The following is a 14,726-nucleotide window of genomic DNA, read 5'->3' on the forward strand; positions in this document are numbered from 1 at the left end:
CGCTCAGACCTCTTCCATCAGCTTGCTGATGGCCGCCCGGTAGGTCTGCTCGAACAGGGCATCCAGCGCGGGGTTCACGCCCTTCAGACCGCCGGCGACGCGCCCGGCCCAGCCGACATATTCCACGCGCCGCGCATGGTCCCAATTGGCCGGCGGGCTCTCGGCGATGGCGCGAAGATTGGCGATCTTGTCGGCCAGCTTCAGCATCTTCCCGGCCGGCGAATGCGCCGCCGCGTGCTTCACCTGCAGGGCCTTGCGCTGTTCCTTGGTCAGGGTCTTGTCGTCCGTCGCCTCGGCCACAAGCCCGGCCACCACCTCGCCGAAGGCCGCCACCAGCTCGGACGGCGTCACGGCGGTGTCCTCGACCGTGTCATGCAGCAGCCCGGCCAGGATCGCTTCCTCGGGCGCACCATGCGCGGCGAGGATCGCGGCGACCTCGATGACATGGTTCACATAGGGCTCGGCGGCCGCCCCCTTGCGGGTCTGCCCGGCATGGGCGCGCGCGGCGAAGAGCGTGGCGTGCATCAGCCGGGCGGCCATCGTGTCGGTGCTCATGCGGTCCTCTCCGCATCGGGCCTGTGGGCCGCGGCATCGGGCACGCCGATGATGTCGGCATGCAGCCGCGCCACCGTGCCTGCCACGGCCGCGCGCCGGCCCGCGACGCCATAGAACAGCCCGCGCAGCTGGGTGGTGCCCTGCAGCGCCCGCAGGAAATCCTCGCGCAGCGCGGCGTCGGGCGGCGCGCCCTCGGCCCAGAAATCGTCCAGCGCGCCCTGATAGGCCAGGCCCGGGACGTCCCAGACCGCCTGCCCCATGGCCTTGATCGGCCGGTCGAAGACGATGGCGCGCAAGCCGACCGTGCTGTTCACCGTCACCGTGCCCTGCGCGCGGCGCAACATCTCCTCCAGCGCGCCGTGATGGGCGATGTGGACTCGCTCCGCGATGCCCTCGGCCATGGCCATGCGGGTGATGCGCCGGCGCCAGCGCTTCAGGCAGGGGTCGAGCGGATGCACCTTGAACAGCAACTGGCCCTCTTGCGGGGCATGGCGGGCGAAGCTGGCCAGCGTCTCGCGGATCGGCGTGTCCAGGTCGTCATAGGGCGAATAGGCGCGCAGCGAGAAATCGGTCTCCATCTGCATCGCGAACAGCCAATAGGGGCGCGCGCCGATGGCCTGCATGGCCGCCGCGCCTTCGGCATGTTCGGCGCGGCGGCGCAGCAGCCGGCGCAGCACCCCGGCATAGGTCGCCAGCGGGTGGTGAAGCTGGTGGCTGTCATAATGCGGGAAGGGCCAGGGCAGCAGGTTGGCGAGGTGATAGCCGACATCCCAGGCCGCCTGGCGGAGGAAGCTGTCCTGGAACTGCTCGTCCAGCTGCACCGGCGGCAGGGTGGCGGCCAGGGCGCGGATGGCCGCGGGGTCACGCGGGAAGCGGCTGTCGCCGCCCATGCCGTCGGCCTCAAGCGTGATCCAGTCGGGGCGGAAATAGCCGAAATCCGTCACCGTCACGAAGATGCCGCGCGCCTTGGCGGCGCGGATGGCGACGCGGTGGTAGTCGCGCTGCTCGCCCAGCAGCATCAGGTCCGTCACGCCCAGCCGGTCCAGCGCATCGGCGATGAAGGCGGGCCAGGCCTCGGGCCGGCCGGTGAAGTTCTCCGCCGGCAGGCCGCGCCAGGAGAGCCTGTCGCCGAGCGAGAGGTTGATCCGATGCACGGCATGGCCCAGCGCCTTCAGGCCGCGGGCCACTTCCAGGAAATAGGGGCTGATCGGTCCCTGCAGGAACAGGAAGCAGCGCGGCCCCGGGCGCGGCCGCACGGGGCACGGGACGGTCGGGCCGGGCTGGCTGGCCAGAGGCGTCGGGAGACCCATCGGTTCGGGCAGGGCGTCATGCGGCGGCATCTCGACACCATAGGCACCAGCCCGCTGCCAAGCTGTCAACGTGACCCCCTCGAATCCGTGGCGGCGACGTCGCCTCGCCACAGCCGCCAGCGTCCGGTGACCGGGGCCGGCAGCCGTGCCATGGCATTCAGCATCGCGGCATTGTGTTGCAGGATCCAGGAGATCTCGACCTGCCCCCAGCCGCGCGCCGCCGCCAGGTCCAGCGCCCGCGCCAGCAGCCCGCCCAGCACGATCGCCCCCGCCGGCGTGCCACGGAAGGCCGGCATCAGGCCCAGCATCGGGATGCGCGCGCCACACGCCCCGCCCAGGGCCGGGGGCGCGCCCAGCGCCAGGCCCAGACGCAAGGCGGCCAGGGGCGTCATGCGACCATGCCCGGGCAGATGGGGCTCGATGTTCGGCACGATCGAGAGCAGCCCGGCCGGCGCATCGTCCCAGTCCGCGAACAAGACCTCGCCCCGCCAGAGCAGCGGGCGGAGCAGTTCGCCCAGGCTCTCCACCTCCCGCGCGCCGAGCGGCACGGCGCCCCAATTCGCCGCCCAGGCGGCGTTGTAGCGGCGGCGGATCTCGCGCATCCCGGCGGCGAAATCCCGTCGGTCGAGCGGGTGCAGGCGCAGCCGCGCCGCCTCGGTCGGCCGGGCGGCGCAGAGCGCGGCGAAGCGGGCACGGTGGCGTTCCGCCGCGAGGTCCAGCGTGCAGGCCAGCACATCCTGTACCGGGGTCAGGCCAGCCGCCTCGAACATGGCGGGCAGCCAGGGCGGCGTGCGCGGCATGTGCAGCATGGGTGGCCTGTCGAACCCCTGCACCAGCGCGCCGACCTCATGGTTGATGCTGAAGGAGAGCGGGCCAAGCATCGCCTCGCGCCCGCCCGCGCCGATCCAGCCCCGCGCCGCGTCCAGCAGCGCGCCGAGCACGGCCGCATCCTCGATGCAGCAGAGGAAGCCGAAGGTGGCCGGCGCCGCGGGGTCCTCGGGCAGGCAGGCCGCGATCCGTCCCACCACCGCGCCGTCCCGCCAGGCCAGGAAGCGCACGACGCGATGGGCATCGAGGAAGCCGTTGCGCGCCGGGTCGAACAGCCAGCCTTGTTCCATCCGCAGCGGCACCGACCAGCCAAGCCGGCCGAGCCGCGCCGGCAGGGCGAGGAAGGCGGCGGCGTCTTGGGGCGTGGTGACGGGGCGGAGGCTGAGCGGCGCCGCCACTACTCGGCCAGCGCCACGCTGTCGGTCGCTGCTGTCAGCGCGGCCACGGCGTCGCGGATATCCTGCTCGGTATGCTCGGCCGAGATGAAGAAGCGCAGCCGCGCCGCCTTTTCCGGCACGGCGGGGAAGATGATCGGCAGCGCGTTCACCCCACGCTCGAGCAGCGCCGCCGAGACGCGGATCGAGCGCACCGAGGAGCCGAGCACGATCGGCACGATGCCCAGGCCCGCGGATTCCCCCGTATCGAAGCCCTGCGCGCGGCAGAGGTCGCGGAACAGCGTGGCATTGGCCTGCAGCTTCGCCACGCGCCAGGGCTCCGCCGCCATCACATCCATCGCCGCCGCGGCCGAGGCGGCGAGCGGGGGCGCGAGGCCCACCGAATAGACGAAGCCCGGCGCGGTGTGGCGCAGCCAGTCGATCAGGTCGCCCCGCGCGGCGATGTAGCCGCCGCAGGCGCAGAGCGTCTTGGAGAGCGTGCCCATCCAGATGTCGACCTCGGCCGGGTCCACGCCCTGGGGTTCGAAGGCGCCCTTGCCGGTCGCGCCCACCACGCCCAGCCCATGCGCGTCGTCCACCATCAGCCAGGCATCGTATTTCCGCGCGAGGCGCACGAAGCCGGCGAGGTCCGGCACGTCGCCATCCATCGAATAATGGCCCTCGATCAGCAGCAGGGCGCGCGCCGCGCCGCGCCGGGCGGCGGCGAGTTCCTTCTCCGCCGCGCGGACATCGTTGTGCGCGAAGCCGACGCGCCGCGCGCCGGAGAGCTTGGCCCCCTCGACGCAGGAATTGTGGATGGCGGCGTCATGCACGATCACGTCGCGCGGGCCCATCAGATGGCCGATGAAGGTGACGTTGGTGGCGTGGCCGCTGACGAAGGCCAGCGCCGCCTGGGTGCCGTAATGCGCCGCGATCCGGCTCTCCAGCGCCGCATGCACCGGCCGCTCGCCGGATACGAGGCGCGAGGCGGAGGCCGAGATGCCGTGCTTCGCCATCGCCTCGGCCGCGGCTTCATGCAGGCGCGGGTCGCCGTTCAGGCCGAGATAGTCATAGGAGCCGAAATTGATCACCTCGCGGTTGCCGATCAGGCTGTGCCCGCCAGCGCGGCCCTGATGCGCGCGGAAGAAGGGGCTTTCGATGCCCAGGCTGTCCAGCGCGTCGCGCACCAGGCCCCAGTCGCGCAGGTTCTGGATGCCCGAGAAGCCGCGCGGATCGGCGGCGGCCTCGGCCTCCTGCCCCTCGCGGCGGCGCGAGAGGCGCTGCACCAAAGCGAGGCGCGCCGTGGCAGTCAGTCCGAAACCCTGGCCTCTGCTCATACCCACTCGTCCATGCCGTGACACTGGCCCCACGCTGCTGGTGTAACCCAGCTTGGCATGGCGCGCACCTATGCTGGGTAAACGCCGCAGGAGATGGATTGTTTCCGCCACCCCACAAGAAGTTGGCGGGAGCGGATTATTCCGCCGCCTGGATGCGGGCCGGATCCTCGGGTGTGGGCTCGAAGCCCTCGACCAGGCTCGAGATCGCGGCCTCGCCGGCGCCGGGCAGCAGCGCCACCTCGGCGATCTGGCGCGCCAGGGCGGCGACGCTCAGCTCCTCGGTCAGGGCCGCCATGGGCACCTGCAGGCCGAGCCGCTGCTCCAGCGCGCCGCGCAGCTCGACAGCACCCAGGCTGTCGAGGCCCAGGCCCACCACCGATTGCTCCGGCCCGATGGCGGCGGCGGGCAGGCGCAGCACGCGGCCGATCTCCTCGGCCACCAGGGCCAGGATCAGCGCCTCGGCCTCGGCGCGGGGCAGGGTCGGCAGCAGGGCGCGCAACTCGCCGGAATCGGCGCTGGCGGCAGGGGCGGCGCCGGCCAGGGCGGCCAGCATGGGCTCGGCCAGCAACGGCAGGGCGATCCGCGCCTCGCCGCCCAGGGCACGGAACAGCAGCGGCGCGGCATGCGGCTGCGCCAGCAGCGCCGGCAGGGCGGCAAGCGCGGCCTCGGCCTCCAGCGCCGCGACGCCGAGGCGCCGGTTCAGCTTCTCGGCCGTGGCGCGATCCGCCGCCAGCATGCCGACATCGGCGATCGGGCCCCAGCCCACGGTCAGCGCCGGGCGGCCCTGGGCGCGGCGGCGGCGCGCCAGGGCTTCCAGCGCCATGTTGGCGGCGACGTAATTGGCCTGGCCGGGATTGCCGAAGGCGGTGGTGGCGGAGCCGAACATCAGGAAGAGACTCAGCCTGTCGCCCGCCGTCAGGCGATCGAGGTTCTCGGCGGCGGTGAGCTTCGGCGCCAGCACGCGGCGGAAGCGCGCCTCATCCATCGCGATGGCGGCGCCATCGTCGAGGATGCCGGCCGCATGCACCACGCCGCCGATCGGCCGCACGGCGCGGATCTTGGCCAGGGTGGCGGCCAGGGCGGTTTCATCCGCCGCGTCGCAGCTGTGCAGGGCGGCCTGGGCACCGAGCCCGGCCAACTCGCGCAGCGCCGCGGCGTCCTCGGGCAGGCGGCGGCCGATCAAGGCGAGGTGGCGCACCCCCTGCCGCGCCAGCCAGCGCGCGCAGGCAAGCCCGAAGCCCCGCGTGCCGCCGACCACGACGAAACTCTGCCCCGGATCCGGCGCCCAGGGCCTGGCCGCCTCGGGCGCGGGGGCGGGCGGGCGGATCACCAGCTTGCCGATATGCGCCGAGGCCTGGAGCTGGCGGAAGGCCATCTCCACCTCCTCGGGCCCGAAGACGGCCGCCGGCAGCGGGCGCAGCGTGCCGTCCTGCAGCCCGTCGCGGATGCGGCCCAGGAGCCGCGCGGCCAAGGCGGGGCGCGCCGCCGGCAGCTCATCGACATCGACGGCGAAATAGCTGGCGTTGCGGCGCAGCGGCCGCAGGCTGGCGCGGGTGTTCTCGACATAGTCGCGCTTGCCGAGCTCGACGAAGCGGCCGAAAGGCTTGAGCAGCCCCATGCTCTGCACCATGGCCTCGCCAGCCAGGCTGTTGAGCACGACATCCACGACGCCATGGTCGCCGCCCTGCCCGCCCCAGGCGGCGCGCAGCGCATCGGCGAAGCCCGGGTCGCGGCTGTCGAGCACGAGTTCCGCCCCCGCGGCGCGCAGGAAGGCGCGCTTGGCCGGCGTGCCGGCCGTCATCGCCACGCGGGCACCCTGCGCCAGCGCCAATTGCAGCGCGGCGAGGCCGACCGCCCCCGCGCCGCCATGGATCAGCACGCACTCCCCGGCCTGGAGCTGCGCGCAGCTCTCGAGGCCATGCAGCGCGGTCATGAAGGCGACCGGCATGGTGGCGGCGGCCACCGGGTCCACCCCCTCGGGCAGGCGGGCCAGCGCCTCGATCCGGGTCACGGCGCGGCCGGCGAAAGCGCCCGGGACGAAGCCGAAGACGCGCGTGCCGGGGCGCAGCGCGACATCGGCGCCCACCGCCTCGACCACGCCGGCGCATTCCATGCCGAGCGTCGGCCCGGCGAAACCGGCTTCGAGCACTTCCTCGGGCAACAGGCCCTGCGCCCACATCAGGTCGCGGAAATTCAGCCCTGCCGCCTCGATCCGCAGCAGCACCTCGCCCGGGCCGGGGCTGCGCGGCGTGGCGGGCACCCAGGCCAGGCTGCCGAGCCGGCCGGGCTGGGCGACGCTGAGCGCCAGCGTGCCGCCCGGCGCGGGCGCGACGAGGCCGGGCAGCAGGCGCGGCACCAGCCTGCCCTGCGCGGCAAGCGTGACCTCCGGCTCGCCACCGGCCAGTTCGGCGGCCAGGCGCCGCGCCGCGGCATCGGGGCCGAGCTCGGGCGAGAGATCGATCCGCCGCGGCTTCAGGGCGGGCATCTCGTTACCCAGCACGCGGGCCAGGCCGAGCAGGGCGGCGGCTTCGGGCAGATGCGTGCCGGCATCGGGCTGCGCCCCGCCGCGCGTCACCAGGGTGAATCCGGCGGCGGCGCCGGCGGCGGATTCGGCCAGCCGCGTCAGGGCAGCGAGCGTGGCGGGCAGCGCGGCCGCATCGGGCTGCGCGAGCACCAGCACCTCCCGCCCCGAGAGGGCGCGCGGCGCCGGCGCTTCCGCCTGGAGGGGCAACGGCAGGATGACCGGCGCCGGGCCCTGCCGGCCGAGCCGCAAGGCCAGGGCCTCGGCCAGGGGCAGGCTCGGCGCATCGGCCAGGATCAGCCGCGGGGGCGAAGCCGGCGCGCCGGCCTCGGCGGCCGGGGTGGCGGGCGCCTCGGCGGCGATCAGCAAGGCGGGCCAGGGGGCGGCCTCGATCGGGGTCGCGGCGGTGCTGCGATAGCCGGCCTGGGCGAGGCGGGTGAGCCAGAGCCCGTCATCGGCCAGCGCGCCCCATTCGGCGCCGCCCTCGGCCGCCGGGCCAAGGCCGGTCCACCAGGCCGGATCCTGGCCGCAGACGAAGGTCCAGACGCGGCCGGGCAAGGGTTCGGCCAGCAGCAGGGCGCCGCCCTCGGCCAGAGCGGGGCGGAGCGCGCTGGCCAGGGTGGCGCCGGCGCGGCTGCGCGCGGCGGGGGCGAGGCCGATGACCAGATCCACCACCGGCAGCGCGGCGGCGCCGGGGGCGGCGGGATCCCAGGCCAGGGTGGAGAAGGCCAGGCCCTCATGCCCCCAGGGACCCAGGGGCGGCAGGGCGGATTGCTGCGGGCCGGCGGCGATGTAGGCGACCTGCCGGCCGAGCGGTGCCAGCGCCGCGCCCACATGGCGGGCAAGCACGCCGGTGGCGCCGACCTCCAGGATCCGCAGCGGCCTTTCCTCCGGCCAGGCCGCGGCCAGGGCGGCGACGGCGGCGGCGAGGCTGGCGGCGAGGCGGGTGAAGGCCTCGCCCTGCGCAGGCGGGGGCGCGCCGAGCGCCGCGCCGCCGGCCCCGGCCCGCGCGGCGCCGCGCAGCGCCTCGGGCACGCGCTCCGCCGCCTCGGCGATCCAGGCGAGGTCGAGCGCAAGCGCCGGGTGTTCCTCCAGCACCGAGCGCCAGATCGCGGCGGGCTCAGGCAGGGCGGCTTCGGGCAGCAGCGCAAGGCCGCCCGGGCCCATGCTGGCCGCGCCATCCTCGACCAGGGCGCGGCAGAGGAAGGCCTGGTAGGGCGCGGCATCGGGCGCGGCGGGCAGGGCGAGCGCGCCGGCCCAGCTTTCCTGCGCCACGGCGGCGACATGGGCTTCCAGCAGCAGCGTCGCCTCGCCCAGCGCCAGCGCCAGCGCCTCGGCCGCCCGGCGCCCGGCAGCCAGGGCGGCGGGCAAAGCGGGGGTCGGGGCGGGGCCGCTCGCGGCGGGCAGCAGGGCAATGCGGTAGCCATGCTCGGCCGGGTTCACCACCGGCTGCGGCACGCGCTGGAAGGTGGCGTGTTCGATGCGCGCGGCCACACGCCCGGCGGCGTCGCGCGCCACCAGATGCACGCGCGCGCTGCGGGCGCCGCGGCGCACCAGGGTGAGTTCCGCCGTGACGATCGGCCCGGCGTCGCGGCCGGCGACCAGCCGGGCGAAGCGCACCGGCACCAGCCCGGCCCCGCCGGGCGGCGCGCCTTCGGCCGCGTCCGGACCCGCGAGCAGCGCGAACAGCCCCTGGAAGGCGCCATCCAGCCGCGCGGGGTGCAGCAGATAGCCGAGCGCATCCTCCGGCGCGGCCTCGGGCAAGGCGAGGCTGACGCGGGCGAGGCGGCCCTCGGCATCGACCTCGACCCGCTGCAGCGTGGCAAAGGCCGGGCCGTAGGTCAGGCCGAGTTCCTTGGCCAGGGCGCGCAGCGACTGCCCGTCGCGGCCACCCGCGGCGAGGAAGGGGGCGGGCGCGACGCCCAGGGCGTTGGGGGTGGCCGGGGCGGCGAGCGCCTCGGCATGCAGCACCCAGGCCTCCTCGGCCAGGCGGTGGCGGGATTCCAGGCGGAAGACGCCCTCGGGCGAGAGGGTGGCGCGCAGTTCCCGCGCCCGGGCGGGTTCGAGGGTCAGCGGGCGCAGGATGCGGAACTCGCGCAGTTCCAGCGCCGGCGCCTCGGGCTGCTGGGCGCGCAGCGCGGCCAGGGCCATCTCCAGCATGCCGGAAGCGGGCATCACGGCGTCGGGGCCGAGGCGGTGGTCGGCCAGCCAGGGCGCCTGCTCGGTATCCAGGGCGCGGCGCCACTCGGCGGGCTCGGCGCCCTGGCGGAAGCCGAGCAGCGGGTGGTCGAGGATCGGGTCGCTCATGCGCCGGCTCTCGCCGGTCTTCACGAACCAGAAGGGCTGCGGGTCGAGCGGCGTGGCCGGCAGGCGGGCCCGGCCCAGTTCGAGCGCCGTGGGGCCGGCGAAGGCCGGGCCGCCGCGCGGATCGACGCCGGCGGCGAAGGCACGATCGGCGATGCCGGGGAAGGGATCGGCGGGTGCCTCGGGATTCTGGGCCTCGCGGCGGCTGAGCGAGACCAGCGGCGCGCCCTCCACGCCGGCGGCGCGGCAGGTCTCGCGCAGATAGGATTGCAGCACCGGGTTGGGGCCGATCTCGAGGAACAGCCTTGCCCCCTGGCCGATGGCGGCGCGCACCGCCTGCTCGAAGCGCACGGGGGCGCGCAGGTTGCGCCACCAATAGGCGGCGTCGGTCGCGGGGCCTTCCAGCACGGCGCCGGTGACGGTGGACAGCAGGGGCAGCGCGGGGGCCTGCACCGGCAGGTCGGCCAGCGCGGCGAGCAGTTCGGGCTGCACCGGGTCCATCGCGCGGCTGTGGAAGGCGTAGTCGAGGTCGAGCGGCACGAAATTGAGCCGCCGCTGCTCCGCCAGCGCGCCCAGCCGCGCCAGGGCCTCGGCCGGGCCGGCGAGGGTGACGGCGGCGGGACCGTTGAAGGCGGCGATCTCGATGCCGGGGGGCTGCGCGGGATCGACTTCCGCGATCAGCGCGGCGGCGATCTCGGGCGTGGCGGAGAGCGCGGCCATGCGGCCCACGCCGCGCTGGCGGTGCTGCTGGCGGCTGCGCGCCACGACGAGGCGCGCGGCGGCCTCCAGCGTCAGGAAGCCGGCGGCATGGGCGGCGGCGACCTCGCCCACCGAGTGGCCGAGCACCATCGCCGGGCGCAGCCCCTCCGCCGCGAGCGGGGCGAGCATCGCGACCTGGATGGCGAAGAGCAGCGGCTGGGCGATGTCGGTCGCGGCAAGCTGCTCGGCGGTGACGCCGGCCTCCAGCATCGCCCGCGGCGACCAGCCGAGCAGCGGGGCGAGCGCGGAGTCCACCGCGGCGAAGCCAGCCCGGAAGCCGGGCGAGGCGGCCAGCGCGGCCTGCGCCATGCCGGGCCATTGCGCGCCATTGCCGCTGAAGACGAAGCAGAGCTTCGCGGAATCGGCCTGAGGCAGGGCCTCGTTCTGCTGAAGCGCGGGCGGCTTGGCGCCGGCGCGCCAGGCGCCGAGCGCGGCGGCCAGGGCATCGCCATCCGCACCGCGCAGCGCGAGGCGATGCGGCAGCAGGTCGCGGTGCCGGGCGGCAGCGCGGGCCAGGGCGGCGGTGGCCGCGGGCGGCTGGCCGGCGAGCCCTTCCGCCCAGCGATCGGCCAGGCTGGCCAGGGCGGCGGCGCTGCGGGCGGAGAGCAGCAGCGGCGGCATGGCCTGGCCCGCGGGCGCGCGCGGGGCCGGGCGGGCCGGCGGCGGGCCGATCAGCGCCGTGGCGTTGGTGCCGCCGAAGCCGAAGGAATTCACGCCGATGACGCTCGCCGCGCCGAGATCGGCCAGCGGCTCGAGCGCTGCGGGGATGCGCAGGTTGAGCCCGGCGAAGTCGATGTTCGGGTTGGGCGTGTCCTGGTGCAGCGTGGCGGGGATGGCGCGGTGTTCCAGCACCAGCAGCGCCTTGAGCAGCCCGGCCATGCCGGAGGCAGGCTCGGTGTGGCCGATATTCGTCTTGAGCGAGCCGATCGGCAGGGCGCCGGGGCGGCCGGCGGCGGCAGCCTGGCCGATCGCCCAGGCCTCGACCGGGTCACCCGCCTGGGTGCCGGTGCCATGGGCCTCGAAATAGGCGAAGCGGTCGGGGGTGACGCCGGCCTGGCCCATGACGCGGCGGATCAGCCTGGCCTGGGCCTCTCGGTTCGGCAGGGACAGGCCGACGGTGCGCCCGGCGGCGTTGACCCCGCTGCCCAGGATGACACCACGGATCGGGTCGCCCGCCGCCAGCGCATCCTCGAGCCGCTTGAGCAGCACCACGCCCGCGCCCTCGGCCCGCACATAGCCATCCGCCGCCGCGTCGAAGGCGGCGCAGCGGCCGCGGGCGGAGAGCATGCCGGCGCGCGAGAAGCCGACGAAGGCGAAGGGCGAGAGCAGGATGTGCACGCCGCCCGCCACCGCCATCGCGACCTCGCCACGCGCCAGCGCCGCGCAGGCGGCATGCAGCGCGACCAGGGAGGAGGAGCAGGCGGTGTCGATGGTCTGGGCGGGGCCGCGCAGGTCGAAGACGTTGGTCAGCCGGTTCGCCAGGATCGAGAGCGCGTTGCCGGTCATGAAGTAGCGGTCGCCGCCCGAGACGTCCTGCAGGCGGATATCGGCGTAGTCGGTGGCGGAACTGCCGATGAAGACGCCGGTCTCCGTCCCGGCGAGGGCGGAGGGGCGCTGCCCGGCATCCTCGATCGCGGCCAACGCGACCTCCAGCAGCACGCGCTGCTGCGGGTCCATCTCTGCCGCCTCGCGGGGCGAGATGCCGAAGGCGCCGGGGTCGAAGCCGGTGATGTCGCCGAGCGTGCCGGCGGCGAAAGTATAGCTGCGCCCGGGTTCACCGCGTCGCGGGTGCAGGAAGGCCGCCTGGGTGAAGCGATCCGCCGGCAGGGTCGAGACGGCATCGCCGCCCTGCGCGAGAAGGCGCCACAGCGCCGCCATGTCGGGCGCGCCAGGCAGTCGGCCGGCGGCACCGAGGATGGCGATGGGGCAGGCAGGCGGGTCAGGCTGGGGCCGGGGGGGACCGCTCACGCCTTGCCGCGTTCCGCTGCGGCGCTGGGTCGGGCGCAGGGTCGTCGCCTCAGCAACTCGGCCTGGCCAGAGGGGGCCTGACCTGAGGGGCGCCTGGCGGGGCGGCGGCGACGCGCCCGGAATGGCCCCTCATGGCTGCACCTCATCGCGGGGCAGGCCGGCAGCCGGCTGCGCCCGAACGGCGCGCGTCGGGGGACGGGTGGAGGGCACCAGGATGGGCGTGCCCGAGAGGCGGTCGAGCAGCCGATCGACCTCGGCAAAGTGGCGCTCCCAGCTCGGCGCCTGCCAGGCGGCAAGACGGGCGACCTGGGCGCGCCGGGCCGGGCTGTCGGGCCGCGCATAGTCGAGCACCGCATTGCGCCAGGCGGCACCGTCCAGCGGGTCGATGTAGTCGGGCGCCTGCTGGCCGACCTCGCGCAGCGCGGCAAGGTCCGAGGCAATGGCCGGGACGCCCAGCGCCAGCGCCTCGGCGAGGGGCAGGCCAAAGCCCTCGGCAAAGCTGGGGAACAGGAGCGCGCGTGCGCCACGGAGCAGGGAGGCGACCTCACGGTCCGGCAGCATGCCGGCTTCCCGGACAAGGCCGTCGAGAACGGTGCAGCGCTCGAGCATGTCGAGCACGTTCTCGTTCTCCCAGCCGCGGCGCCCGACCACCACGAGGCGCGGCGCGGCAGGCCCGAGGGTGGTGGCGAAGTTGCGCCACATGTTGAGGAGCAGCATGTGGTTCTTGCGCGGCTCGATGGTGCCGAGCACGACGAAATAGGGCCGCAGCGCGACCGGCGGAGGCTCCACCTGCGGAGGTGCGACGCCGAGCGCGGCGACGGCGATGGGGGGGGCGGCCACACGCTCGGCCAGCCAGGGCTTCAGCTCGGCGGCGGTCGCGGCCGAGTTGACGACGATGGCATCCGCCAGCGCAGCGGTGGCCACGATGCGGCGGCGATGCGTCTCGGCCTGGCCGGCCCGGGCGAATTCGGGGTGGTGCAGCGGGATCAGGTCGTGGATCAGCGGCACGAAGTGGCAGCCCTGGCGGCGCATGGCGGCAATCTGTGCCGGGCGCTCGAGGGCACGGTGGGACACGAGAAGGAACACCTTGGGGCCGGGGCGCTTCAGCGCCTCGGTCAGCGCACCGCGGCCGAAGGGCTGAGCCATGCGGACACGGCGGATGATGGCGCTGGGGGGGCGGCCGCCATGGTCCCAGGCCTGAGCAATGCCGGCAATCAGCTCCCGCACCAGGGTAGCGGGCAGCGCGGAAAAGCCGATCAGCGGGATCTCAGCGACGAAGGTGGCGCTGCCATCGGGCATGGCGGCCCAGCGCCGCGCATAGGCCAGCTCGACCCGGTCGATGCCGGAAGGAGCCCCGCGCTTGGCGGCGGTCAGCAACCGGGAAATGTCGAGGAATACGTGCACCACCATACCCCGAAGATGTGAACGCCCCCACACAGGGGTGGCTTACTCGGAAACCGCTGCACTGCACAATCGCAGAAATCAGACACAGGCAGGACGTTAAACCGCGACACGGCCTTGAATTAGCTTCACATGATCGTGTCCGCGGCAACTTCACGTCAATCTATATTATTTGACGTCGCCTGAAAAACAGGCAGCCGCGGAGTGTCTCCGAATCACCGGCGCAATGATGGTCGCAAAAGGTTAAGGCAGGACTGAGGCGCCTTGGCGCCCCAGGGGATTTCCTGACCGGAGCCTCAATCCTGGTCGGGTCGGATCACGTTGCTATGACCCCCGTCCACCAGCACGTCACGCATGGTCTCGGCGCTCTTGGTGCGGATGTCGAGCCAGGCGTCGGGCGTGTGGAAGGCGCTGTGCGGGGTGATGATCACCCGGCCCTCGAGCCAGGGTTCCCGCGCACGGTAGGCGGCCAGCAGGCCCGGAACCGGATCGACGGGCGGTTCCACCGGGATCACGTCGAGCCCGGCGCCGGCGAGGTGGCCGGAGCGCAGCGCGGCTTCCAGCGCATCGATGTCGATGCTGGTGCCACGCGCCGTGTTCACCACGATGGCGTCCTTGGGCAGACGGGCGAGTTGCGCCGCGCCGATCATGCCGCGCGTGCTCTTGGTGTCCGGGGCGTGGATGGTGAGCACATCGGCGCCGCTGAGCAGCTCATCGAGGGTCTTGCAGCGGGTGATGCCAAGCGCGCGGTCGACGCCATTCGGCAGGAAGGGGTCGAAGAAGCGCACCTTGAAGCCGAAGGCCTTGGCGCGCAGCGCCACGGCCGTGCCGATACGGCCCAGGCCGACGATGCCGAAGCCCTGCACCTCGGCGCGCTTGATCAGCGGGCTTTCAGCGTAGCGCCAGGGGGCCGGCGGCGTGGCGCGCTGCAGATCGTGGTGCAGGATCAGCCCGCGGCGCAGGGCCAGGACCAGCGACATGGCGTGGTCCGCCACTTCCTGCGTGCCGTAGTCGGGGACATTGCAGACCGTGATGCCGCGGGCGGCGCAGGCGGCGCGATCCAGCCGGTCATAGCCCACGCCCATGCGGACCACGACCTTGAGCTTCGGAAAGCGCGCGATGTGGTGCGGCTTGAGCCAGTGGCGGAAGATCAGCAGCCCGTCGACGCGCGCGCAGACCTCATCCGACAATTCGTCGAGCGAGCCGGTATGGGGGGCGCCGCCGTGCAGCACCTCGACCTCCGGGCCCAGGATCTGCTGCTCGAGCAGCGTGTCCGGATACATGCCTTCCGGTTCGAGCACAGTCAGTCGCGCCACGCGTTTCATCCCCTCTTGTCAGGCCGGCCGCAGCATGTGGCGCGATCGCCGGG

The 14,726-nt window shown here is 74.2% G+C and carries 7 protein-coding genes; all 7 read right to left on the reverse strand.

Going from position 1 to position 14,726, the window contains the following annotated elements; translation table 11 throughout:
* Positions 1-3: 3 nt before the first annotated feature.
* Positions 4-555, reverse strand: coding sequence for an HD domain-containing protein (locus AC2D9U_RS07510; protein WP_484747789.1), 552 nt, complete (start codon positions 553-555; stop codon positions 4-6).
* Positions 552-1,865, reverse strand: coding sequence for a capsule biosynthesis protein (locus AC2D9U_RS07515; protein ID WP_484747790.1), 1,314 nt, complete (start codon positions 1,863-1,865; stop codon positions 552-554). Before AC2D9U_RS07515 ends, AC2D9U_RS07510 begins: the two co-directional genes overlap by 4 nt.
* Positions 1,866-1,930: 65 nt before the next feature.
* Entirely contained in the window at positions 1,931-3,091 is a 1,161-nt protein-coding gene (locus AC2D9U_RS07520; RefSeq protein ID WP_484747791.1) for a hypothetical protein, read from the reverse strand.
* Positions 3,091-4,404 (reverse strand): aminotransferase class I/II-fold pyridoxal phosphate-dependent enzyme, encoded by a 1,314-nt coding sequence (locus AC2D9U_RS07525; RefSeq protein WP_484747793.1) that lies wholly within the window; start codon positions 4,402-4,404, stop codon positions 3,091-3,093. Before AC2D9U_RS07525 ends, AC2D9U_RS07520 begins: the two co-directional genes overlap by 1 nt.
* Before the next feature lie 136 nt (positions 4,405-4,540).
* Positions 4,541-11,956 (reverse strand): SDR family NAD(P)-dependent oxidoreductase, encoded by a 7,416-nt coding sequence (locus AC2D9U_RS07530; RefSeq protein WP_484747795.1) that lies wholly within the window; start codon positions 11,954-11,956, stop codon positions 4,541-4,543.
* 129 nt (positions 11,957-12,085) lie between these two features.
* On the reverse strand, positions 12,086-13,366 hold the full coding sequence (locus AC2D9U_RS07535; RefSeq protein ID WP_484747796.1) for a glycosyltransferase family 4 protein: 1,281 nt from the start codon (positions 13,364-13,366) through the stop codon (positions 12,086-12,088).
* 287 nt (positions 13,367-13,653) lie between these two features.
* Positions 13,654-14,673, reverse strand: a complete 1,020-nt coding sequence (locus AC2D9U_RS07540; RefSeq protein WP_484747798.1) for a C-terminal binding protein — start codon at positions 14,671-14,673, stop codon at positions 13,654-13,656.
* Positions 14,674-14,726 lie beyond the last annotated feature (53 nt).

The sequence above is a fragment of the Roseomonas sp. TF40 genome, from assembly GCF_057219975.1.

Coding starts and splice junctions, on each gene's coding strand:
- AC2D9U_RS07535 (WP_484747796.1), bottom strand. CDS start 13,366: ATGGTGGTGCACGTATTCCTCGACATTTCCCGGTTGCTGACCGCCGCC.
- AC2D9U_RS07525 (WP_484747793.1), bottom strand. CDS start 4,404: ATGAGCAGAGGCCAGGGTTTCGGACTGACTGCCACGGCGCGCCTCGCT.
- AC2D9U_RS07515 (WP_484747790.1), bottom strand. CDS start 1,865: ATGGGTCTCCCGACGCCTCTGGCCAGCCAGCCCGGCCCGACCGTCCCG.
- AC2D9U_RS07510 (WP_484747789.1), bottom strand. CDS start 555: ATGAGCACCGACACGATGGCCGCCCGGCTGATGCACGCCACGCTCTTC.